At 37.7% G+C, this 21,962-nt stretch carries 22 protein-coding genes; 13 read left to right on the top strand and 9 right to left on the bottom strand.

Annotated features, from left to right (window positions below):
• Nucleotides 1–219: 219 nt before the first annotated feature.
• The 5 genes from NMG86_RS15280 (at nucleotide 220) to NMG86_RS15260 (ending at nucleotide 3,914) form a co-directional block, all read left to right on the top strand.
• Nucleotides 220–1,179, top strand: coding sequence for a PhoH family protein (locus tag NMG86_RS15280; RefSeq protein WP_026786245.1), 960 nt, complete (start codon nucleotides 220–222; stop codon nucleotides 1,177–1,179).
• Nucleotides 1,180–1,267: 88 nt separating this feature from the next.
• Nucleotides 1,268–1,672: a ChuX/HutX family heme-like substrate-binding protein gene (locus NMG86_RS15275; RefSeq protein WP_026786246.1), complete on the top strand. Its 405-nt coding sequence runs from the start codon at nucleotides 1,268–1,270 to the stop codon at nucleotides 1,670–1,672.
• A gap of 131 nt (nucleotides 1,673–1,803) precedes the next feature.
• Nucleotides 1,804–2,634 (top strand): DUF6816 family protein, encoded by an 831-nt coding sequence (locus tag NMG86_RS15270; RefSeq protein ID WP_026786247.1) that lies wholly within the window; start codon nucleotides 1,804–1,806, stop codon nucleotides 2,632–2,634.
• Nucleotides 2,635–2,655: 21 nt separating this feature from the next.
• Nucleotides 2,656–3,492: a transglutaminase-like domain-containing protein gene (locus NMG86_RS15265; RefSeq protein ID WP_026786248.1), complete on the top strand. Its 837-nt coding sequence runs from the start codon at nucleotides 2,656–2,658 to the stop codon at nucleotides 3,490–3,492.
• Between the two features lie 53 nt (nucleotides 3,493–3,545).
• Nucleotides 3,546–3,914 carry a Lin0512 family protein gene (locus NMG86_RS15260; protein ID WP_026786249.1) on the top strand — a complete coding sequence of 123 codons (369 nt, stop codon included), beginning with the start codon at nucleotides 3,546–3,548 and terminating at the stop codon, nucleotides 3,912–3,914.
• Nucleotides 3,915–4,105: 191 nt separating this feature from the next.
• Here NMG86_RS15260 and NMG86_RS15255 read toward each other — a convergent pair whose 3' ends face one another.
• Nucleotides 4,106–4,615: a hypothetical protein gene (locus tag NMG86_RS15255; protein WP_141294555.1), complete on the bottom strand. Its 510-nt coding sequence runs from the start codon at nucleotides 4,613–4,615 to the stop codon at nucleotides 4,106–4,108.
• Between the two features lie 119 nt (nucleotides 4,616–4,734).
• Between NMG86_RS15255 and NMG86_RS15250 the strand changes: the two genes are divergently transcribed.
• Entirely contained in the window at nucleotides 4,735–6,024 is a 1,290-nt protein-coding gene (locus NMG86_RS15250; RefSeq protein ID WP_026786250.1) for a YcjF family protein, read from the top strand.
• A 10-nt stretch (nucleotides 6,025–6,034) separates the two neighbouring features.
• Nucleotides 6,035–6,466 carry a DUF29 domain-containing protein gene (locus NMG86_RS15245; RefSeq protein WP_026786251.1) on the top strand — a complete coding sequence of 144 codons (432 nt, stop codon included), beginning with the start codon at nucleotides 6,035–6,037 and terminating at the stop codon, nucleotides 6,464–6,466.
• Between the two features lie 38 nt (nucleotides 6,467–6,504).
• On the opposite strand, the gene NMG86_RS15240 is transcribed toward NMG86_RS15245, so the two are convergent.
• Nucleotides 6,505–6,948, bottom strand: a complete 444-nt coding sequence (locus tag NMG86_RS15240; protein ID WP_052331034.1) for a GUN4 domain-containing protein — start codon at nucleotides 6,946–6,948, stop codon at nucleotides 6,505–6,507.
• Between the two features lie 118 nt (nucleotides 6,949–7,066).
• Entirely contained in the window at nucleotides 7,067–9,058 is a 1,992-nt protein-coding gene (shc, locus tag NMG86_RS15235) for a squalene--hopene cyclase (RefSeq protein ID WP_306439088.1), read from the bottom strand.
• Between the two features lie 135 nt (nucleotides 9,059–9,193).
• Between shc and NMG86_RS15230 the strand changes: the two genes are divergently transcribed.
• Genes NMG86_RS15230 through NMG86_RS15220 form a run of 3 tightly spaced genes read left to right on the top strand, consistent with a single transcriptional unit; the run spans nucleotide 9,194 to nucleotide 11,003 of the window.
• Nucleotides 9,194–9,454 carry a DUF4160 domain-containing protein gene (locus NMG86_RS15230; protein ID WP_026786253.1) on the top strand — a complete coding sequence of 87 codons (261 nt, stop codon included), beginning with the start codon at nucleotides 9,194–9,196 and terminating at the stop codon, nucleotides 9,452–9,454.
• Between the two features lie 3 nt (nucleotides 9,455–9,457).
• A complete protein-coding gene (locus tag NMG86_RS15225) occupies nucleotides 9,458–9,733 on the top strand; it encodes a DUF2442 domain-containing protein (protein ID WP_026786254.1) in 276 nt (91 codons plus the stop codon).
• A gap of 7 nt (nucleotides 9,734–9,740) precedes the next feature.
• Complete coding sequence (locus NMG86_RS15220) at nucleotides 9,741–11,003, top strand: glycosyltransferase (RefSeq protein WP_026797981.1); 1,263 nt, start codon at nucleotides 9,741–9,743, stop codon at nucleotides 11,001–11,003.
• A gap of 23 nt (nucleotides 11,004–11,026) precedes the next feature.
• Here the strand turns inward: NMG86_RS15220 and NMG86_RS15215 are convergent, their stop codons facing one another.
• The gene (locus NMG86_RS15215; protein WP_026786256.1) at nucleotides 11,027–12,103 is read right to left on the bottom strand and encodes an AI-2E family transporter; all 1,077 of its coding nucleotides are present in this window, start codon (nucleotides 12,101–12,103) and stop codon (nucleotides 11,027–11,029) included.
• A 135-nt stretch (nucleotides 12,104–12,238) separates the two neighbouring features.
• Between NMG86_RS15215 and NMG86_RS15210 the strand changes: the two genes are divergently transcribed.
• Both NMG86_RS15210 and NMG86_RS15205 read left to right on the top strand, forming a co-directional pair.
• Nucleotides 12,239–14,161, top strand: a complete 1,923-nt coding sequence (locus NMG86_RS15210) for a GTPase family protein (RefSeq protein ID WP_026797980.1) — start codon at nucleotides 12,239–12,241, stop codon at nucleotides 14,159–14,161.
• Nucleotides 14,162–14,272: 111 nt separating this feature from the next.
• Entirely contained in the window at nucleotides 14,273–15,991 is a 1,719-nt protein-coding gene (locus tag NMG86_RS15205) for an Rqc2 family fibronectin-binding protein (protein ID WP_026786258.1), read from the top strand.
• A 96-nt stretch (nucleotides 15,992–16,087) separates the two neighbouring features.
• Here NMG86_RS15205 and NMG86_RS15200 read toward each other — a convergent pair whose 3' ends face one another.
• Together NMG86_RS15200 and NMG86_RS15195 are read right to left on the bottom strand one after the other, a co-directional pair.
• Nucleotides 16,088–16,411, bottom strand: coding sequence for a DUF433 domain-containing protein (locus NMG86_RS15200; protein WP_026797979.1), 324 nt, complete (start codon nucleotides 16,409–16,411; stop codon nucleotides 16,088–16,090).
• 93 nt (nucleotides 16,412–16,504) lie between these two features.
• The gene (locus NMG86_RS15195) at nucleotides 16,505–16,975 is read right to left on the bottom strand and encodes a DUF29 domain-containing protein (protein WP_026797978.1); all 471 of its coding nucleotides are present in this window, start codon (nucleotides 16,973–16,975) and stop codon (nucleotides 16,505–16,507) included.
• A 131-nt stretch (nucleotides 16,976–17,106) separates the two neighbouring features.
• On the opposite strand from NMG86_RS15195, the gene NMG86_RS15190 reads away from it, so the two are divergent.
• Nucleotides 17,107–17,325, top strand: coding sequence for a hypothetical protein (locus tag NMG86_RS15190; protein ID WP_026797977.1), 219 nt, complete (start codon nucleotides 17,107–17,109; stop codon nucleotides 17,323–17,325).
• 27 nt (nucleotides 17,326–17,352) lie between these two features.
• Here NMG86_RS15190 and NMG86_RS15185 read toward each other — a convergent pair whose 3' ends face one another.
• The 3 genes from NMG86_RS15185 to NMG86_RS15175 form a co-directional block, all read right to left on the bottom strand.
• Nucleotides 17,353–17,619, bottom strand: coding sequence for a DUF433 domain-containing protein (locus tag NMG86_RS15185; protein ID WP_043938578.1), 267 nt, complete (start codon nucleotides 17,617–17,619; stop codon nucleotides 17,353–17,355).
• 261 nt (nucleotides 17,620–17,880) lie between these two features.
• A complete protein-coding gene (locus tag NMG86_RS15180) occupies nucleotides 17,881–19,275 on the bottom strand; it encodes an NADH-quinone oxidoreductase subunit M (RefSeq protein ID WP_087882152.1) in 1,395 nt (464 codons plus the stop codon).
• A gap of 104 nt (nucleotides 19,276–19,379) precedes the next feature.
• On the bottom strand, nucleotides 19,380–21,434 hold the full coding sequence (locus NMG86_RS15175; RefSeq protein ID WP_026786264.1) for an NAD(P)H-quinone oxidoreductase subunit 5: 2,055 nt from the start codon (nucleotides 21,432–21,434) through the stop codon (nucleotides 19,380–19,382).
• Nucleotides 21,435–21,962: the final 528 nt, after the last annotated feature.

The raw sequence follows: 21,962 nt of genomic DNA, 5'->3' as shown, positions 1-21,962 counted from the left end.
TCTATTCTTAGTAGTGAATTCCTAATCACTATTGAGGATAGGTTTGCCCTTGGAATTGGTTTTTTAATGTTGGGCAGAATTAGGTTTAACCAACCCTAACAATTTTGCCCAACGTCTTCTCTGAAGAATTACGAATTACGAATTACGAATTACGAATTACGGATAATGGTAATTTGGTTTTGAATTTTTATTAAAAGTAATCATATTTTGTAATATCTAATGACTGAGCGATTCACCCTTGGGTTACCAAGTATGGAAAGTGCAATGGCGCTTTCTGGCTATCAAGAAGATAATCTTAAAATTCTATCTCAACAAACGGGCGCTGAACTGGTAATGCGGGGACAGGAATTGCTAATCAGTGGAACCGCTAGTCAGATTCAATTGTGTCAAAAATTAGTTGCATCTTTGAACGAGTTATGGCAGGATGGAAAACCGATTAGTTCTGTAGATATCCTAACGGCGCGTCATGCAATTAATACTAATCAAGAGGATGTTTTTAAAGATATTCAGCGTGATGTTTTAGCGAAAACCAGGCGAGGAATAGAAATTCGGGCAAAAACCTTTCGTCAACGTCAATATATCCAGGCGATGCGTAGTCATGATTTAGTATTTTGTATTGGCCCGGCGGGAACAGGAAAGACCTATTTGGCGGCAATTTTAGCGTTACAAGCCCTATTATCTGATCAATATGAACGGTTAATTTTAACTCGTCCGGCGGTGGAAGCTGGGGAAAAATTAGGATTTTTACCTGGGGATTTACAACAAAAAGTTAATCCCTATTTACGACCATTATATGATGCGCTTTATGAATTAATTGACCCAGAAAAAACAGCAAATTTAATAGAACGTGGGGTGATTGAAGTGGCTCCCATTGCTTATATGCGGGGTCGGACGTTAAACAATTCCTTTGTGATTTTAGATGAAGCCCAAAATACTACTCCGGGTCAGATGAAAATGGTATTAACACGTTTAGGTTTTGGTTCTCGAATGGTGGTCACGGGAGATATTACCCAAACGGATTTATTACCCAATCAAACATCGGGGTTAACAATGGCTTTAAAAGTATTAAAAAATGTTGAGGGAATTGCCTTTTGTGAATTTTCTCAAGCAGATGTCGTGCGTCATTCATTAGTCCAGCGCATTGTGGCGGCTTATGAAAAGCATGAAAAGCCTAAGTAAAAATATATCTTAGAAAGATTTAAGCTGAAGTTCCCAAAAATCTAGTAAAATTAAGTCTTAAAAACTAATTAAATTGGGAACTTGAACCATGAGTAATCTCAAAGCATTTTTAGAAGATTGTGAAAGTTTAGGAACTTTACGGTTAATTGTTACCAGTAGTTCGGCTGTATTAGAAGCCCGGGGAAAGATTGAAAAGCTATTTTATGCAGAATTACCCAAAGGAAAATATGCGAATATGCACACCGAGGGCTTTGAATTTCATCTGAATATGGATCATATTAAACAGGTTAAATTTGAAACCGGAGAAGCGAAACGGGGCAATTTTACTACCTACGCGATTCGCTTCCTAAATGAACAAAATGAAGTGGCGTTAAGTGCATTTTTACAATGGGGAAAACCAGGGGAATATGAGCCAGGACAGGTGGAAAATTGGCAGGGTTTAAAAGAACAATATGGGGAAGTTTGGGAACCTATTCCTCTGGAAAGTTTATAGGATTAATCATCTAAATTTGGGGTAATTCATGAATTACCCCTACTATTGATAGCGGTGATGCGTAAGTCATGACAGATTAAAATCCGTGAAATCCTCTTAAATCAGTGATCCCTATTCACTATTAAAAAAAAATGAAGAAATTAATTCTAATTCTGGGTTTAATTGTTGGTTTAATTATAGGGAAAACCGAAGCTCAAGCGGGACAGTTAGCCGACCGTTTATCCGCATTTCCAAATTGGAATCATAAACCAATGGTGCAGGCGGTGAAGGAAGATTTATATTATCCTGAGTGGATGGAGGGGGAATGGAATGTTACGAGTATGTTAGTAGATAAAGTGGCTCCCCTTGCTCCTAAAGTGACCACTCCTGGGTTTAAAAATAGTTCTGAATCTCTGAAGCAACCGATACAGTTTCAGGTTAGATTTAAACGGGTTGAATTGTTACCTAAGTTACAGATTTTTCCCCTAACTTTATTTTTTTCTCCCCAGGAATCCGATCCCAAAAATCATGATAAAATAGATATTAAGATAGTGGGAGATCGCGCTTTTAATGGGTTTAATATTGGTAAGGCAACCTTGGGAGAAAATGGAATTTTATCGGTTAAGATTGATCCGACTAATCCCAATCGTCAAATGACCGCTTTACCCGGAAATGTAGAATTGGTTTCCACCATTACGGGTCGGAGTAGTGAAAGTCCCAGGGAGGATCAATTTATTGCAACGGAAATCAGTCAACAGGTGTTTGAAAGCTCATCTCAAATCTATTTGAATGAAGTGGAAACAACCACAGGTTACAAAGCAGAATTTGAGAAAGTTGGATCAAAATCCGAAGTTAAATCCATTGTTGCAGATCAAGTTACGGCGGTTTATTTATCTCCTAAAGATCCAAATTTCTTTACGGCAAGTGGTCATCCGGTGGCCTTATATAGATATCAATTAAAGTTAGTTAGGAATGCAGGATAAATTGCCATCACGGAGGGAAATATGAAATTTAAAGTTGGTTGTCAATTAGAGTATGAAGTTAGGGATTATAGTACGTTTATTTTTAATATCAATGTTGCTAAAGCTCACAATCAACGGATATTAGAAGAACATCTACAATTAGAATCAAATCTCCATTTTGAAGAATATGTTAATCCGGTTTTAGGTAATCGTTATCTGAGGATTAATGTACCTTCGGGAAAATTTCGCCTATCCTATCAAGCCATTGTTGATGTAATTTATGAAGAAACAAATCCGACAACAATTAATGAAGTTCCCGTTGCTCAAATTCCCTTAGAAATGTTACAATATATTTATCCAAGTCGCTATTGTCAATCCGATCGATTAATGCGATTAGCACAATCGGAATTTGGTTATTTACTGCCAGATTATTCACGAATTACGGCAATTTGTAATTGGATTTATGATAACGTGACATATTTATCTGGAAGTAGTGATCAACATACTTCTGCCTTTGATACGGTGACAGAAAGAGCGGGAGTTTGTCGAGATTTTGCCCATTTAGGAATTGCCTTTTGTCGGGCTTTAAATATTCCAGCTAGGTTTGCATCGGGTTATGCTTATAAACTACAACCGCCTGATTTTCATGCTTATTTTGAGGTATATTTAAGCGATCGCTGGTATCTATTTGATGCGACTCGTCTAGCTCCCCTGGATGGATTAATCAGAATTGGAACCGGACGAGATGCGGCGGATACTGCTTTTGCTACGATTTTTGGGGATGTAGAAATGACTCAAATGAACGTGGATGTTGAGGGTTTAGAAACTATGTCTGATGTAAATGATTCTGAATATACAAATCAAGCCATTAGTCATTAAGTATCTTAATGATTTATCATCAACTAAACTAAAAAAAATAACAGGTAAAAATCATGGCTAAAAAACGATTTGTGATTGAAATGGGAATGGGTATTGATCAACATGGACAGGAACCCACCATCGCCGCAGCTAGGGCGGTTAGAAATGCGATCGCCAATAATGCTTTACCCGGAATTTGGGAAGTTGCCGGGTTAAATCATCCGAATCAAATGATTGTAGAAGTGCAAATTGCAGTTCCCTATCCCGAACAAGTTAGAACTGAAGAAGTATTAGCAGTTTTACCCTTTGGACAGAAAAGTATTATCGTTGAAAATGGGGGAATGGTAGTACAGGGAAGGGCAATTGAAGAATTTCAAGACAAAAATGATGAGATGTTAATTGCTGTTGCTGCGGTTACAGTTTGGGTAGAAATAGAGGATTAATCATTAGTTATGGTGTTACCTAAAATCACAGGATTGTGACCACAAATTAATCTTTTAAGGCAATTACGAGGGTTAGTTGATCAGGGTGTAAACCCTAAACTTTGGCTACACCCTAATCATTCAAACAACTCATAATTTAATATTCCTAGTGGTAGCAGGTTATTGAAAAAATCCGACTATGGTGTAATTATTTAAACAGGATAGTACAAACCATCCCCCCGTCTGTGCCAACCAATACCACTGGGATCTTTTTGTTGACTCCAATGGCTAAAATGTTCTGCACCTTTAGAGAATTCTTTAGCAACATTTCCTGTATTTACCCCTAAACGGCGAGTTAGTTCTTCCTCGGTTTTTGGTGTTAACCTCAATAAACTTCTAGGATGATTACTATTCACAGAATTTGAGGATCGACGGTTAGTTTCGACAGGAGTTTTTTTCTCTGATAACTTCTGCATTAAAGCAATTTGTTCTTTTAAAAGATCAATATCCTCTTGGAACAGTTTCAGTTGCTCTTGTACAATTTCTTCGACTTCAGTTTTCAATTCTGAATTGAATTGAGGTTGTTCCCCATCAAAAAACTGTTTAATCATCTGGACTAAAGCGGCACTTTCAGTTAAGTTGTGCCGTTTCATGTACTGACGCAGCTTTTTATGATAGTCTGGCGGAACGTAAGTCACGGCTCTGATATTCTTTGTTACCATGAGTATAATTAAATTATGCTACCTCAACATTAACACTACTTGTAAACAAGTACGCTACCATTAGCATACTATTAATATTAAACCGATTAGCTCTATTTAGTAAATATCAGACTCGACCTATGACTGAAACCCCGGAGACCCCACCCTCTAATCAACCGACATCAGCTAATCTCCCTAGGATAAAAGGGGGTTGGCATCGGACAACCCAACAATTAAAAAGACTATTCCCCACTGACCGAATCTCTAAAACCTTTGTCCAATGGTTTAATGTCAATGAGACACAAATTGCTGAGATTTTAGCAACAATTCGGGCAGAACTTCCCACGACAGAAGCTTTATTAATTGGTAAACCTCAAGCGGGAAAAAGTTCAATTGTTAGAGGGTTAACGGGGGTTTCATCGGAAATTATTGGTCAAGGATTTCGTCCCCATACTCAAAATACAGAACGTTATGCTTATCCGTCTAATGATTTACCTTTGCTAATTTTTAAAGATACCGTGGGTTTAGGAGATATTAACCAAGATACTTCTATCATAATTGAAGAATTAATCGGCGATTTGCAGAAAGAAAGTCAAGGAGCTAGGGTTTTAATTTTAACCGTTAAAATTAACGATTTTGCTACCGATACCCTCCGCATAATTGCCGAAAGTTTACGCAAAAACTATCCCCATATTCCCTGTCTATTAGCAATTACTTGCTTGCATGAAATTTATCCGCCCCAAACCGAAAATCATCCCATTTATCCCCCAGATTTTGAGGATATTAGCAGAGCTTTTGAAGCCTTAAAAATAGCGTTTAAAGGGTTGTATGATCAGGCGGTTTTAATTGATTTTACCCTAGAAGAAGATGGTTATAATCCTGTATTTTATGGCTTAGAATCTCTACGGGATACCTTAGCTGATTTGCTTCCTGAAGCCGAAGCTAGAATGATTCATGAATTATTAAATGGAGAGGTTAATAATCAACTGGGAAACATCTATCGAGATGTGGGGCGACGCTATATTTTAGCTTTTAGTATTATGGCGGCAACCGTTGCAGTAGTTCCCCTTCCTTTTGCTACTATGCCTGTCTTAACAGCCGTACAAGTTTCTCTAGTGGTGTTATTAGGAAATCTCTATGGAAAAACCTTAAATATTTCTCAAGCTGGAGGTTTAGTTAGTGCGATCGCTGGAGGGTTTTTTGCCCAAATGATCGGTCGAGAATTAATTAAATTTATCCCCGGTTTTGGTAGTGTTATTGCTGCGTCTTGGGCTGCTGCTTATACTTGGGCATTAGGGGAAGGAGCTTGTGTTTATTTCGGGGATTTAATGGGAGGAAAAAAACCTGATCCGCAAAAAATTCAAGTTGTTATGGACGAAGCATTCAAAACAGCAAAAGAAAGATTTAAAGGGATCAATTTATCAAAATAAAGGAGGAAATATGACAGATTTATATGAAACCGATTTTTATGGTTGGATTCAAAATCAAGTTAATTTGCTTAAAACTAAACAATGGCAACAGTTAGATCATCTAAATTTAATTGAGGAAATAGAAGCTTTGGGACGAAAAGAACGGCAAGAACTGAGAAATAGATTAGGGATTCTCTTAGGACATTTATTAAAATGGCAATTTCAACCTGATAAACGAACGAATAGCTGGTTAGGAACAATTCGAGAACAACGAGTACAAATTAAGTTTTTATTACAAGATAGTCCCAGTTTAAAATCCTATTTGAATCCAGTTTTACCCGATGCTTATGAATTAGGATTAGCCTTAGCTATTCGAGAAACAAAACTCGATGAACAAATCTTTCCCGAAGTTTGTCCCTATACCTTAGAACAAACCTTAGATTCTCAATTTTTACCAATTTAATCTCCATTTGTTACAAAAATTAAGCAAACTTAAATATCCTATTGATTCAGAGCAGTAGAATTTTTGATATCTTCAATTCTACAAATATCCAATCGAGAAATAATTGCAGAACTTAAATTTTGTTGATCATTCTGCCAACTCATAATTTTATTTCTAAAATGAATAGTTCCCTGGGTATAAGGATGCCAAATTTTTTCTATTTTACTTAAATCTTCACAGGGAAGTTTAGCAATATCTCGTTTTTTTAACTCAATGGGATCAGAATATTTAGGATTTTTTCCTAAAGCTAACAGCATGATTCTATAGGTTTGTAGTTCAGCTTTAGTGAATTGTTTTGCTGATAATAAATGAGCTAATCGTTCATAATCCGGTTTCACCCTGGTTTTTTCCGACACTGTAGCTGTTCTAGCCATCCCAATTACTAAAGATGTAATTGATACAATCACACCCAATGAAACAATAACTTTTTCTCGATTACCCATGTTTAATTAAAATTATAACGTTGTTGGGCTTTAGCCCTAATTCCAAAAATTATAAGCCCTGAATCCACTGTTGACAAACATTAAAGTTGGGATGGGGTAAAACCCACCCAAAGTTAGGTTAAAGTTGTTGCAACTTTTGATAACGACCTAATGCCAATAACGGAAAATAATGTTGATAGTAATGATATTTTATATAGAAATGACCCGGAAATCCAGTTCCCGTAAATTCCGACTCATCCCAGCGACCATCGGAAAGTTGTATTGAAATTAAATAGTTAATTCCCCTTTGAATCACCTCCATTTCATAACATCCCGTTGCCATTAAACCAATTAACGCCCAAGCCGTTTGTGAGGCGGTACTAACCCCTTTTCCTTTCAATTTGGTATCATTATAACTATGGCAGGTTTCCCCCCAACCCCCATCAATATTTTGACAACTAACTAACCAATTTGTCCCCCGTTCCATTAAGGGGTTTAGAGAAGTATAACCCCAATTTTTATAAATAGGATTAATTACCGCTAAAGCTGATAATACTCCACTGGTTCCATAAATATAATTAACTCCCCAACGTCCGAACCAACTCCCATCGGTTTCTTGTTCCTGTTTTAAATAGGAAATTGCCCGTTCAATTGAGGGTTTTAAAGATTGAATTTTCAATTGAAATTCTGAAGAATTAGGATCTAATTCCCCTAACATTTCAATCACTCTAGCGGTAACATCCGCCGTATTTGGATCAATCATGGCTTTTAAATCCCCATAGGGAACCGCATTAATCCAATCTTGATCATTATCAATATCAAAAGCCGCCCAACCTCCGGCTTTACACTGCATTGAGATCATCCAATCAATTCCTCTAATTATTGTTGCTGTTTTCAAGGGTTCATCGGTAATTTTAGCTTGATTTAATGCCATTACTACAACGGCAGAATCATCTAAATCAGGATAAAATTTATTCGCAAATTCAAACGCCCATCCCCCAGGTTTTCCCTGTTTATTTTTAATATTCCAATCTCCATAATCTAAAATTTGTTGACGAATTAACCATTTTGAACTTTTGACTATATCAGCATTATTTGGGTCAATTCCTGATTCAATTAAAGCTCGAACAACCCAAGCTGTATCCCAAACTGGAGACACACAGGCTTGCATTCGATAACTTTCTTCTGTTTCTATCGCAAAATTATCTATGGCTTCTAAACCCCGTTGAACAATCGGATCAGATACCGGATAATTTAAGCATTTTAACGCCAATAAAGAATTTAACATTGCCGGGATAATTCCTGCCCAATCTCCGGTAATTTCTTGTCGTTCTAAAATCCATTTTTCTGCTGCTTTTAATCCCTGTTCTCGTAAGGGGACAACATTAAAAAGTTCGGCAAATTTAAAAATCTGATCTAAGCCTAAAAAAATATCTGTCCAATCATTATTTTTAGGTAATTCAAAAATAGCATTTTCTCGTCCTTCTACATATAATTCATCTAAATTTAGACTAGAATTAAACCTAAAAACTGGCTTTTTATCAAATACAATTAATAAAGGAACTGTACTACTTCTCGCCCAACTAGACATTTCATAGATGGTAAAAGGTGAACCTTCGGGTAACAACATAATCCAAGGGGGAATTGAGGGAATCCCGCGCCAGTCATAACATCCAATCAAGGCTAAATGTAGCTTAGTAAAAATCCGAGTTTTGGTAATTCCACCCTGTTCTAAAATAAATTGTTTGGCTTTAATTAAGGCAGAATCTGTTTCAGATACCCCTAATATTTTTAACGCCATATATGCTTCAACGGTGGTACTTAGTTCTCCTCCATCCCCATAGAATAATTCCCAACCGCCATGATCTCGTTGTTGGGAACGTAAATAGGTTTCAGCTTTATATAAAGGGCGAGTTTTATCGGTTCCCCAAATCTTGTGTAAGAGGATAACTTCTGATATAATTGTGACATTAGATTGTAATTCCGCCCACCAATAACCTTCGGGATATTGTTGAGAGAATAGAAAGTTTTGGCTGGCTGCGATCGCATCTTTTAATTGATTTACAGAGACTTGATTTTCTATTTCCATTGTTATCTGTTTAACTCCTGCTATTGTTTTTGATGATATCATTTTTTTAATTAGTTATAGATATTCTATCATGTTTTTTATTGAATCAATCATAATTTTATGATATAATGAATTTTAAAGCTAATTTTGTAATTTTCTGTTTACTGCCGATTTAATGTTGTTATCGAGAAGGTGTTTATGCCAGAAATTAGCCGATTTTTTGGGGCTGTAATTACTATGTACTATAACGATCATCCTCCCCCTCATTTTCATGTTCGCTATGGTCAACAGAAGGCATTGATCAGCATTCAAACTGGAGAAATATTAGCAGGAAATCTTTCCCCCAGACTGCTAAAATTAATTCAAGAATGGACAGCATTATACCAGAACGAACTACTCGCTAATTGGGAATTAGCCAGACAAAATCTAATTTTGAATAAAATTGAACCCCTGGAGTAAATCATGCTTAAAGATATTGTTGAAGTTCATCCATTAATAAATTACCAGCTAAGACTTCGTTTTGAAGATGGAGTAGAAGGGGTAATTGATGTGTCTAAACTCGTTCAGTTTACAGGGGTATTTGAACCTCTAAAAAATCCTGATTATTTTAATCAAGTTAAACTTTCTAGCGAGTGGGGAACTGTTTATTGGGATAGCGGTGCTGACTTAGATCCTGATGTATTGTATTCCTATTTATCCAAGCAACCGATACAGTTAAAAACCGTGAGTATTTATTGATTTTGAAATGGAAAATTTAATTTCAATTTTAACGCTATTATCGTTAATAATATGGATTGTGTTATTAATGTTTCGAGGGCAATTTTGGCGAGGAGATCAACGGCTTTTTGAGGTTAAAGAACCTTTATTAAATTATCCTTCCGTTGCTGTAATTGTACCAGCAAGAAATGAAGCAGATTTAATTTCTACCAGTTTGCGATCGCTTCTTAATCAAAATTATCCTGGTTCATTTTCTATTATTTTAGTTGATGATCAAAGTAGTGATAATACAGCAAATATTGCCCAAGAAACTGCTGAATTATTAAATCAAACAGACAGGTTAAATATTATTACCTCTCAACCTTTACCTGCGGGATGGACGGGGAAACTTTGGGCGATGGAACAGGGAATTAAATATACTTCTATGTTAAATTATATCCCCCAATATATTTTATTTACCGATGCTGATATTGAACATTCTCCTAATAATTTAAAGCAATTAGTTGAAAAAGCTGAAACCGAAAAATTACAGTTAGTTTCCTTAATGGTTTTATTACGTTGTCAGAGTTTTTGGGAAAAGTTATTAATTCCTGCTTTTGTATTTTTCTTTCAAAAATTGTATCCTTTTCGTTGGGTAAATCATCCCCAAAGTCAACTAGCGGCGGCGGCGGGAGGATGTATTTTAATTCATCAGGAAGCATTAACTAGAATTGGTGGTTTAGCAATATTAAAACAAGCATTAATTGATGATTGTTCCTTAGCACAAGCGGTGAAGAATAACCCCCCAACCCCCCTTAGTAATGGGGGGGAAGATCAGTTATTTACTACTGTAAATCAGGGGTTTTCTATGGGGAGTTTTATCTTTCCTTTTACCTCAAAATCCTATCATCCGATTTGGTTAGGGTTAACAGAAACAACCCAGAGTTTAAGACCCTATCCTAATTTATCAAGTATTTGGGATATGGTAGCCAGAACAGCATTTAGTCAACTGAATTTTTCTACTATTTTATTAGGATTAACCCTAATAGGGATGATTCTGATTTATTTAATGTCACCTTTAAGTTTAATTTGGGGAATTGTTCATGGAAATGGCTTAGTTATCCTTTTAGCTTTATTAACGGGGCTATTAATGGAAATTGCCTATTATCCCACATTAAAACTATATAAACTTTCTCCTATTTGGGGATTAACTTTACCATTTATTGGATTTTTATATGCCTTAATGACTTTAGATTCAGCCTTGAGATATTGGCGAGGAAAAGGAGGAGGTTGGAAAGGAAGAACTTATTAATAAACCGGGTTGTTAGGTCAAGATTAAACTTCAAGATCATCCTTACTTCCCTCTTTAGATTGCATTTCTTCAATATCTAATAAATTAACAATCACGCCCGCAATGGGAACGGATAGAAATACGCCTAAAATTCCAGCAATTCTAGCCCCAATCATTAACGAAAAAAACAAAACCACAGGGTTAATATTAACAGAACTTTGCATGATTTTAGGGCCAATAAAATTGTCCTGAATTTGTTGTAAAATCACACTAGCAACCACTACTTTTAACATCACAAACCAACCACTTTGAATTAAAATAATTAAACTGATTGTTAAAATTCCTAAAGTTGCCCCAATTCCTGGGATGAAATCAAATAAGCTGACAATAATAGCTAAAGACAAAGAGAAAGGTATTCCCAGGATACTATAAACGATAAAACTAGATGTTCCCAAGAAAACCGAGAGTAAAAGTTGACCTCTAAAAAAACCTAAAAAACTTCTTTGAACAGCTAAAGAAAACTGATTACGATGGTCATAAGGAATAATTTTTAATAGTAAAAACCATAGCCTTTCCCCATCAATCAGCATAAAAAAGGAAATCACAAAGATAATTACAAATGAAATGAACGCATTCGGTAAAGAAGAAAAAGTACCGACAAGAATACTGCCTAGTGCCACTAAAGATTTATTAAATTCAGCTTCTAGGGGAGCGAGATTAACATTAATTTTACGATATGTTAAAAACTTTTGTAAGTCGTCAAAAGGATTATCTGTTGATGTTAAACTTTGGATGATAAGGTTAAGAAGTTGTTGAAATTGATTAAAAAACATAGTTCCCAAGGCTAATCCGGTCGCAACAACCATAAATAGACTGAGAAATATGACAATTCCTAACGCAAATCCTCGACCTAAATAGCGTTCTAAATATCGCACAGGATAGTTGAGAAGGAAGGCAAAAATAGCGGCTAAGATAAAAGTAAAAAAGATACTTTCAAAATAGTTAAAAATCATAATTAATGCCCATCCAGAGGCAAAAAATAATAAAAACCGCACTAAACCATTAGTGTGAATCCGGTGCCAAAAAGCACTATCCTGAGAATTTGGGGGTAAATTATCCATTAGAACGACTCAATTTTAGCCAACGTTAACATTTTAGCGGATCTTGTTAACTTACAATCGCACTTTCTTGATCGGTTAAATTCTAATTAAATGATCTATCTTTAAAAATAGTCTGTAAATTTTGAGGAAGCAACGATGATTAGACTCAAACTATGGCAATGGATGGTATTGATCACACCGATGGCAATGATTGTGATTTTTTTGCTAACGGCGGCGGGGGTCACGATTCATAATTGGGGAATTAATTGGATTTGGGCGGTATTTACCCTGATTTTTGTGGGTTGGCGTTGGCTATTAGTCCGATGGACTAAACCGATGCTTAAAGAGATGGAAACTATCACCGCTAAATTTAATCAAGAACTAGAATTATCCTTAGATCAATCGAGATTAGAACCTGCTACAAATCCCAATATTACTCAAGTCGAAACAGCCTTACAAGAAATTTTAAAAGCAGCCCAGAATGATCCGCCAATTTGGGAAGAAAGTTCAATTTTTTGGAAACGCTGTCAAGATGTAGTGACAACTGTTGCTAATATTTATCATCCTGAAGTTAAATATCCTCTTTTGAGTATTTATATTCCCCAAGCCTATCAATTAATCCGGGGAACTATGGATGATTTAGATCAATTAATCCAAAAATTATCTCCAGCATTAAATCAAGTTACCGTTGGACAAGCCTATCAAACTTATCAAGTTTATCAGAAATTAGAACCCTCGGCTCGTAAACTTTTAAAAGTTTGGAATTGGGCGCAATGGCTGTTAAATCCAGTATCGGCTTTAGCACGAGTTTCGACTCAAAAAACTACCAATCAAGCCACACAACAATTGTTAGGTAATTTGGGTCAATCTTTGCGAGAAGTGGCTTTGAGAAATTTGTGTTGTCAAGCGATCGCTCTTTATGGTGGAGACACTTTACCCGTAACGGAATTTTCGGTTAATAATCTTTCCTTTCCCCAAGCAAAAACCCAAACTATTAGGGATATTTTAACAACAACAGAACCCGTTAAAACCTTAGAACAAAAACCCGTTAATTTACTCTTAGTTGGACGTACAGGGGCAGGAAAAAGTAGTTTGATCAATACCCTATTTAAAATGGATCAAGCCGTCGTTGATGTCTTACCCAGTACCGATCAGATTCAAAATTATCAATGGCAAACCGACATCGGAGAAAGCCTCAATTTATGGGATACTCCGGGTTATGAACAGGTGCATCATCCTGAGTTACGAGAACAGGTTTTAGAATATGCAACTAACGCTGATTTATTATTATTAGTTACTCCTGCCCTTGACCCAGCTTTGCAGATGGATGTGGATTTTTTACGCGAGATTAAACAGCAGCAATTAGAGTTACCTATTATTACAATTGTTACCCAAGTTGATCGCTTACGTCCTATCCGCGAATGGCAACCGCCCTATGATTGGCAATGGGGAAATCGTCCCAAGGAAAAATCAATTCGAGAAGCCACAGAATACCGATTAGAACAGTTAGGAGAATATTGCGATCGCGTCTTACCAATTGTTACCCAAGATAGTCAAACCCAGCGCCAACCTTGGGGAGTAGATAGGTTATCAATTGCTATTTTAGAAACGATTAATCCCGCCAAACAAATACGTTTAGCTCGATTTTTACAAAATCAAGAAGCCCAGATTTTAGCAACGGCTAAAATAATTGATCATTATACCTTTCAAATGGCAACAACTCAAGGATTAGCGGCTTTATTAAAAAGTCCAATTCTGAGTTTTATTTCCACCTTAGCCACAGGATCTCCGACTTTAGCATTATTACTCGCAGAAAAAATTCCCGTCGAACAATTGCCCGTGGTGATTGGGAAATTACAGATGGCCTATGACTTGTTTTTATTATTAAATTCAGGAGAGTCTGATCCGATGAATTTTGATTTACTAATTCTCTGGCCGTTACTATTAGAAAATCCCAATCCCTCGGAAAAAAATGCTTGGGCATTTGGTCATGCTTTAGTGGAATATTGGACACAAAAACTAACCATAGAACAAATGCAGCAACGGTTTCAATTTTATTTAAATCAGGGAAAAGTTTAACGGGTTAAACCGAGAGATGTTTCTCCCAAACCATCTGATTTAGAAATATTAGGTCAGGTGGGTAAAAATAATGAGACAATGGGGAAAGGTTAAGGCGATCGGACAAATATTATGCAATCTTTTGATTTAACAACATTAATCGCAAGCTGTTGTGAACTGCGACAAGACTGGCTTCCATCGCGGTTAGAACAGGTGTATCAACGCGATCGCTTTACCATTTCTTTGGGCTTACGCACCCTAAAAAGTCGAGGCTGGCTGGATATTTCTTGCCATCCCCAAGCCGCCAGAATTTGCATCGGTGATCCTCCTCCTCGCATTCCTGATACCTTTACTTTTAGTGATCAACTCCGTCATCAATTGGCGGGATTAGCATTAGTTGAAATTCGGCAATTTGACCCATGGGAAAGAGTTTTAGATCTGCAATTTGCCCAACGTCCAGGGGATGATCCCCTCTGGCATTTGTATGTGGAAATTATGGGGAAATATAGTAATATTATTTTAACGGGATCGGACAATATTATTGTGACGGCCGCCCATCAAGTGAATCTACAACAGTCGAGTGTTCGACCGATTTTAACGAATCAATTCTATGAACTCCCGCCTAAATTAACCGAACCAATTCCGAGTTTAAATCAAGATCAATCCCTTTGGCAAGAGCGGGTGAGTTTAATTCCCAGTGCGTTAAAACAACAACTATTAAAAAACTATCGTGGTTTAAGTTCTGGGTTAGTTCAAGCAATGATTGAAGCCGCGAGTTTAGATCCAACTCAACCCACAAATACGTTAAATTCAGAAGACTGGCATCGGTTATTTCAAAGTTGGCAAATTTGGCTAAAAACCTTAGAAAATAATAGTTTTATTCCTTATAATACCACAAAAGGTTATGATATTATTCCTTGGAATTTAGAAATTATTTCTGAAGTTAAATCGGTTCAAATTTTAATTAATACTTATTATACAAATGAGTTAAATCAACAGGAATTTAACCAACTGCGCCATCAAGTTAGTCAAAAACTTAATAGTGTTTTAAAGAAACTACAAGTTAAAGCAGATCAATTTATTCAAAGGTTACAACAATCAGATGAAGCTGACGATTATCGGGCAAAAGCGGATTTATTAATGGCATTTCTGCACGAATGGAAACCGGGAATGAAGGAGATTAAGTTACCTGATTTTGAGACGGGAGAACCTGTTAAAATACCCTTAAATCCAGAGAGTAATGCCGTCCAAAACGCTCAAAGTTTATATAAACGACATCAAAAGTTAAAACGAGCGAGAATAGCCGTTGAACCCCTACTAAATGCAGTTAAAACCGAAATTAACTATTTAGAACAAGTCGAGTCAGCGATTAGTTTAGTTGAAACCTATCAAACCGCCGAAGATTTACAAACCTTAGCCGAAATTCGAGAGGAATTAATTCAACAAGGTTATATTAATATTCCTAATTATCGTAGTCCTAATTCTACTTTATCAACACAATTCCATCGCTATCAAACCCCGAATCAGATTGAGGTTATAATTGGCAGAAATAATCGTCAAAATGATCAGTTAACCTTTAAACTAGCAACGGATTATGATTTATGGTTTCATACTCAAGAAATCCCCGGAAGTCATGTATTATTAAGATTAAATCCCGGACAGGTTGCTGATGATATTGATTTACAGTTTACGGCTAATTTAGCAGCCTATTATAGTCGGGCTAGAAATAGTGAACAAGTTCCGGTTATTTATACTAAACCTAAGCACGTTTATAAACCTAAAGGGGCTAAACCTGGGATGGTTATTTATAAACATGAAACCGTAATTTGGGGAAGTCCTAATGAAACTTAAACAAAAATTAAGCCCAAATCAAGCCTAAACTGGCTTTGTAGGCTGCAAATACATCCCTTGCATAAAGATTAGCCATTGCTCAACTCTCTACTACATTTATTCTTCTTGTTCTTTTAATGCTTGTTCAATTTCTTCAGAATACGCCTCTGCATAAACCCAAATATTCAACAAATCAGCCGCCGTTAGATGGGGATATAATTGCAAAATTTCTGCATCCGTCGCACCTTGACGGCGTAAACTCACAAATAGCCAAACCGGAAGCCTGGTATTAGCAATACAAGCATCTCCACCCATTACCCCAGGGGTTTTAATAATACCCCGTGAACCATTGCTTAAAGTCTGAGTTAAAGCTTGAATGAGTTCCGCTTTTTCAATTAGAGTAAGAGACAAAAGTTGAGTTTGGAATTCTGTTAGAGTCATATTAATATAATACAGGCATAGTTAAGGATATTTTATCATTTTTATTCTGTTATCTGTCCTATTTCTCAATCCGTTGAGTTAAAATGCGATCGCTTATTCTTCAACAGCCAAATAATCAACTTTCAAAACTACTTCTAAATTAAACGGACATTCATCAGGGAAAACACTAATTTTTAATTGAGTTTCCGTTGCCCCGTCCTGACGCGCATCTTGATAACATTCTGCAAATATTTCTTGACCATATCCCCTTAAACTAGGGCTATCTTTAAACAAAATTAATAAACGTCGTCGATGCTCAACAATTGTACTCCTCCAGCTTCGAGATCGTTTATTCGGTTGATATTTATATTTAAGTAAGTGCATTAACAAAACTGTTAAATTACTTTGAACAGAGCGTTTCTCACTCCTCCCCATACTTTCTAACTCGGCAATTAAATTTTGAAGATCAATATCTTGAAATTGGTTGTTACTTAACTGTTCTACAGTTTTATCAATCCATAAATAATAATCTTGGTCATAAAGAGTTAAATCACTTGACTCTCTTTGAGATAACTGAGGATTCATAAAAAAACACCTCTCAACGCTCATGTCTTGTATAGTTTAACTTTTTTTGTTAGATGAGGAGCGATCGGTTATAATAAAACTAACCCTGATCCTATTTTATTATTTTTATTGAGATTGAAGGAGGTAGAATAATGGACAAGCCGAAATTCTCCAAAGGTCAAAAAGTTGGTGTTTATGATCCCAAAAGTTTAAGAACCATCTATGAAGTTGATGAAAGACGGTGGACAGGAGCTAGTTGGGTATATAACTTTGTACATTGTGATACTAAAAAGCCTGTTTGTATCTCTTTTTCTAATCGTGGTTTTACCCGACGAGATGAACAGGAAGAAAGATGGTTACGTTTGGTTTAGAGTAACTGTTTAGCTAAAATTAAACTATTAGAAGGGTTGAAATAAAAAGCGAGTTACCATTACCGCAAAGCTTACTATAGCAATCCTGCTAAACAGTTGTTTTTTAGCTTCTTCCAACAGCGCAATAATTTGTTCTCTACTAACAGTTGGAAATCCCTCTAAAAAATCATCAATAGACTCTCCTGCTTCTAAATAGTCAAATAGCGTTTGTATGGGAACTCTTGTCCCTAGAAATACTGGAGTTCCTCCCATGATTTCAGTAGATATACTAATTATCGATGAATTCTCAGGCATAACTTTAGCCTCAAATTATTGTTTAAGCATCGCTTATAATTATACGTTGTTGAGACAACGGGACAAGAGTTATATCAATGAGCAGGTTAATGTTGACAACTTCTTTGTGTCTTTGTGTCTTGGTGGTAACATTTAAGGCTTGACCATCGTAAACCAGCCAGCGCGACCTGCTATAAGAGTGCGTAGCGCTATAACACATAAAAAGAAACCCGATTTCTTGAAGAAATCAGGTTTATGAAATCACTAATATTTGATCACTAACTAATTGCCAATTTTAGGCGCGGTCACAGATAGGAATTTCCATTTACTCGGTTTAACTTCTGGCTTTTGCGCTAAAGTTGGTACAGAATGACGGATTAATGCCGTTAACTGTGTGGTTGTAGAATCATACATTTGGGTTAATATTTTCGGATATAACCCAATACCAATAATCGGCACTAATAAACAGGCAATGATGAACACTTCTCGCGGTTCAGCATCCACCAATTTTTCATGTTCTACTAACTCTTTATTTTCGGGGCCGTAGAGAATTTCACGCAACATTGAGAGCAGATAAATCGGAGTTAAAATCACTCCAACGGCTGCTAATAAAATCACGATCACTTTAAATGTCGAGTTATAGGCATCACTGGTGGCAAACCCAATAAATACCATTAACTCGGCCACAAATCCACTCATCCCCGGCAATGCTAAGGACGCCATCCCAATTAATACAAAACCCATGTGGGAAATTGAAGAATAGGCGATTTTCCGTTTCAGGTTTCTTTGGGCAAAAGAAGTGAAGGCGGCATAGACAATATTAACCACCCCTAAAATTACTAAAATTGGAGCAAAAGTCGCATGGGCATCGGGTAACATTCCGACGTTCATTCTTAGTAACGCATATCCCCCCATTTTTAACAGAATTCCTGCTAGTAACATATGGGCGGGAGCGGTGGCTTCTCCGTGGGCATCGGGGAGCCAAGTATGCAGGGGAAAAATTGGTAATTTCACCCCGTAAGCTATTAGGAAACCGCCATATAATAGCAGTTGTAAATTCAGGGGATAGTGTTTGGCTGCGATCGCCTGCATATCAAAGGTGACGGTATCTCCAAAGAATGCCATTGCTAAAGCACCAACTAGGATAAAAAGCGAACCTCCTGCTGTATAAAGAATGAATTTGGTAGCAGCATAGAGGCGTTTTTTTCCACCCCAAATTGATAGAATTAGGTAAACCGGAACTAATTCTAATTCCCAGACTAAAAAGAACAACAACATATCCTGTACCGCAAAGACAGCAATCTGTCCGCCGTACATTAATAACATCAGGAAATAGAATAATTTCGGTTTTAGGGTGACAGGCCAAGCGGCTAAAGTCGCTAAAGTGGTGATAAATCCTGTCAGAATAATTAGGGGCATTGATAACCCATCTGCCCCCACCGACCAATTTAAGTCTATTTGGGGAACCCAAGTATATTTTTCTACGAGTTGTAAACCTGGGGTCTGGAAATCGTATCCCGTATTAAAGGCATAAATGAGGATAGCAAAATTGATTAGTCCCACAATTAAAGCGTACCATCTCACCGTTTTTCCATCTTTATCTGGAATAATTGGGAGCAGTAAGGCGGCGATAATTGGAAATAAGATGGTTATTGTTAGCCAAGGAAAATGTTCCATAGATCAAGCACTGAATGAAGGAATTAAAATTAAGCTACAATCAGTTAGCACGTCTAACCACTGTTAACTGATAACTGTTAACTGATAACTGTTAACTGATTAATTTACCCAGTAATTCCTGAGAAGACAACGAAGCCGAGAACGGCTACAAATACAATCAGGGCGTAGAATTGGGCGCGACCATTTTCTAGGTATTTTAAGCCTTCTCCCGTGACTAAGGTGACTAACCCGGTAAGGTTAACGGCACCATCGACAACGCGATAGTCTACTTCCATAACTTGTCGGGCTAACCGACGACTACCTCGAACAAATAGCACTTCGTTAATATCATCGAGATACCATTTGTTTTTGGAAAAATTGTAAAGGGCTGGATATTTGGCAGCGATCGCGGCGGGGTCAATTTTACCCGCCAAATACATCAAATAGGCAATACTAATTCCTATCAAAGCAATACCAACGGAACTTCCCCCCATAATTAAAAATTCCGTTAAATCAAATTCCGCCAGATGGTCTTGAACTTGTTTCACACTTTCCCCGGGGGCGTGAATAAACAGTTCAAAAATATTATTAAATGGAGTTCCCACCAACCCAATTAATACCGAAGGAACCGCTAATACCATTAACGGTAAAATCATGGTAACTGGGGACTCATGGGGATCGTGGCTATGGCCGTGATCGTCGCCGTGGGCTAACTCGTCCGGGTTCATCGCCCCAGGGCCAAAGGCAAATTGGGGGCCATTAGCTTCCGTTAACAGGTTTTGTTGAATGGTGGTGTCATTACCTCGGAATTTGCCTTCAAAAGTCATGAAATACATTCGGAACATATAGAAGGCAGTCATTCCGGCCGTTAACCAACCGACTAACCATAATATCGGGTTAGCAGCAAAGGCATTACTAAGAATTTCATCCTTTGACCAGAAACCAGCAAAGGGGGGAATACCACAAATTGCTAAAGTTCCCACCAGGAAACAAGCGGAGGTAACGGGCATATATTTGCGTAAACCTCCCATCAGACGCATATCCTGGGCTAAAACAGGTTCATGGCCAACCACAGACTCCATGCCGTGAATGACTGAACCCGAACACAGGAATAACATGGCTTTAAAATAGGCGTGGGTCATCAGGTGGAATAGTCCGGCACTGTAGGCCCCCACCCCCATCGCCATTACCATGTAACCCAGTTGGGAAATAGTCGAATAGGCTAACCCTTTTTTAATGTCATTTTGGGTTAGGGCGATAGTGGCCCCCAAGAATGCCGTAAAGCATCCAGTAAAGGCAATAATATTCATCACTATCGGCAACCCCTCAAACACGGGGTACATCCGGGCGACTAAAAACACCCCGGCGGCGACCATCGTGGCAGCGTGAATTAAGGCAGAAATTGGGGTCGGGCCTTCCATGGCGTCGGGAAGCCAAACATGGAGGGGGAATTGGGCCGACTTAGCAACGGGGCCAAGAAAAATCAATACCCCTAATAAGGTGGCTAAGGCGACACTGAGGGAACCCGTTTCTACGGCTTGTTCTAGCCGTTCTCCCATGAGGCTAAAATCAAAGGTATTGGTGGCCCAATAGATGCCTAAAATCCCTAAGAGTAAACCAAAGTCCCCAACTCGGTTGGTGACAAAGGCTTTCTGGCAAGCATCGGCGGCGGGTTTGCGATCGTACCAAAACCCAATTAATAGGTAGGAACACATCCCCACCAGTTCCCAGAAAATATAAACCTGAATTAAGTTCGGGCAAATTACTAGCCCTAACATGGAAGAACTAAATAAACTCAGATAGGCATAAAAGCGTACATATCCGGGGTCATGGGCCATGTAACCATCGGTGTAGATCATGACTAGGAAAGCCACCGTTGTCACAATTGCCAGCATCACCGCCGCCAGATGGTCAATGGTATAACCCATTGTTAGTCTAAAGTCTCCGGCCGCTGCCCAGTCAATAATATAGGTGTAGGGAGCGTGACCGTTGAGTTGACTCCAAAGCAGAGCAAAAGATAAGACCATTGATGCCCCTAACGTTGAGACCAGGAAGGTTGAACAAACTTGTCTCAAATTGTTAGTGGCGGTGTTGAAAGAAATTAGCCCGACTCCAACCAAGGTCGCACCTAATAGGGGCAACACGGGAATTAGCCAGGCGTATTGATAGAGAGGTTCCATAACTATGTCAACTTTATAGTTCTTAATGAACTTGCCAAAACTGTTGATAATTTTACCCTACTATGGATTTTGGGCAGATTTTAGAACCCGACTGAGTTGTTTAATCTCGGTCTGGTTTTGTTCGGCTTAAAGTTTAAATCGTTTCAATAGCTGGCTGTAGAGCAAGTTAACCAAATTTACTCATTAGTTTGGCCTGAATATGCTTACCTCTGAAAGTAGGCTTTCCCTGACTATCAACCTGAGATTTGAGATTGTCACGATCAGCGAGTAAGCATTGACAGGAATTACGCAAGCACGATATATAGCAGTCGCCACATCTATTAGGACATTCTTGAAAGCTAAAAGCTGCTCACAGTAAGTATTTACCTATAGCGAGATTGCCTATTCCCTATTGCCTCTTGCTATATATAGTTTGGTTAAATTTAGACAACCAATCATGCTATTATGGAAATAGTGTTAATTTGGGGCTGTGGCTCAGGTGGATAGAGCAAGCGCCTCCTGAAGAATCGGGCACCATTTGGGGAAACC

The organism is Planktothrix rubescens CCAP 1459/22 (genome assembly GCA_904830895.1).
Taxonomy (GTDB): Bacteria; Cyanobacteriota; Cyanobacteriia; order Cyanobacteriales; family Microcoleaceae; genus Planktothrix; species Planktothrix agardhii.
Note: the sequence above shows the minus strand (reverse complement) of the source record. Positions and strands in the feature narration are given on the sequence as shown.

What these genes read in the sequence shown, in the direction of transcription:
- NMG86_RS15280 (WP_026786245.1), top strand. Translation starts at nt 220, where the DNA reads ATGACTGAGCGATTCACCCTTGGGTTACCAAGTATGGAAAGTGCAATG.
- NMG86_RS15215 (WP_026786256.1), bottom strand. Translation starts at nt 12,103, where the DNA reads ATGGATAATTTACCCCCAAATTCTCAGGATAGTGCTTTTTGGCACCGG.
- NMG86_RS15265 (WP_026786248.1), top strand. Translation starts at nt 2,656, where the DNA reads ATGAAATTTAAAGTTGGTTGTCAATTAGAGTATGAAGTTAGGGATTAT.
- NMG86_RS15225 (WP_026786254.1), top strand. Translation starts at nt 9,458, where the DNA reads ATGCTTAAAGATATTGTTGAAGTTCATCCATTAATAAATTACCAGCTA.
- NMG86_RS15180 (WP_087882152.1), bottom strand. Translation starts at nt 19,275, where the DNA reads ATGGAACATTTTCCTTGGCTAACAATAACCATCTTATTTCCAATTATC.
- NMG86_RS15255 (WP_141294555.1), bottom strand. Translation starts at nt 4,615, where the DNA reads ATGGTAACAAAGAATATCAGAGCCGTGACTTACGTTCCGCCAGACTAT.
- NMG86_RS15230 (WP_026786253.1), top strand. Translation starts at nt 9,194, where the DNA reads ATGCCAGAAATTAGCCGATTTTTTGGGGCTGTAATTACTATGTACTAT.
- NMG86_RS15185 (WP_043938578.1), bottom strand. Translation starts at nt 17,619, where the DNA reads ATGCCTGAGAATTCATCGATAATTAGTATATCTACTGAAATCATGGGA.
- shc (WP_306439088.1), bottom strand. Translation starts at nt 9,058, where the DNA reads ATGATATCATCAAAAACAATAGCAGGAGTTAAACAGATAACAATGGAA.
- NMG86_RS15250 (WP_026786250.1), top strand. Translation starts at nt 4,735, where the DNA reads ATGACTGAAACCCCGGAGACCCCACCCTCTAATCAACCGACATCAGCT.
- NMG86_RS15240 (WP_052331034.1), bottom strand. Translation starts at nt 6,948, where the DNA reads ATGGGTAATCGAGAAAAAGTTATTGTTTCATTGGGTGTGATTGTATCA.
- NMG86_RS15205 (WP_026786258.1), top strand. Translation starts at nt 14,273, where the DNA reads ATGCAATCTTTTGATTTAACAACATTAATCGCAAGCTGTTGTGAACTG.
- NMG86_RS15260 (WP_026786249.1), top strand. Translation starts at nt 3,546, where the DNA reads ATGGCTAAAAAACGATTTGTGATTGAAATGGGAATGGGTATTGATCAA.
- NMG86_RS15175 (WP_026786264.1), bottom strand. Translation starts at nt 21,434, where the DNA reads ATGGAACCTCTCTATCAATACGCCTGGCTAATTCCCGTGTTGCCCCTA.
- NMG86_RS15200 (WP_026797979.1), bottom strand. Translation starts at nt 16,411, where the DNA reads ATGACTCTAACAGAATTCCAAACTCAACTTTTGTCTCTTACTCTAATT.
- NMG86_RS15270 (WP_026786247.1), top strand. Translation starts at nt 1,804, where the DNA reads ATGAAGAAATTAATTCTAATTCTGGGTTTAATTGTTGGTTTAATTATA.
- NMG86_RS15190 (WP_026797977.1), top strand. Translation starts at nt 17,107, where the DNA reads ATGGACAAGCCGAAATTCTCCAAAGGTCAAAAAGTTGGTGTTTATGAT.
- NMG86_RS15245 (WP_026786251.1), top strand. Translation starts at nt 6,035, where the DNA reads ATGACAGATTTATATGAAACCGATTTTTATGGTTGGATTCAAAATCAA.
- NMG86_RS15275 (WP_026786246.1), top strand. Translation starts at nt 1,268, where the DNA reads ATGAGTAATCTCAAAGCATTTTTAGAAGATTGTGAAAGTTTAGGAACT.
- NMG86_RS15220 (WP_026797981.1), top strand. Translation starts at nt 9,741, where the DNA reads ATGGAAAATTTAATTTCAATTTTAACGCTATTATCGTTAATAATATGG.
- NMG86_RS15195 (WP_026797978.1), bottom strand. Translation starts at nt 16,975, where the DNA reads ATGAATCCTCAGTTATCTCAAAGAGAGTCAAGTGATTTAACTCTTTAT.
- NMG86_RS15210 (WP_026797980.1), top strand. Translation starts at nt 12,239, where the DNA reads ATGATTAGACTCAAACTATGGCAATGGATGGTATTGATCACACCGATG.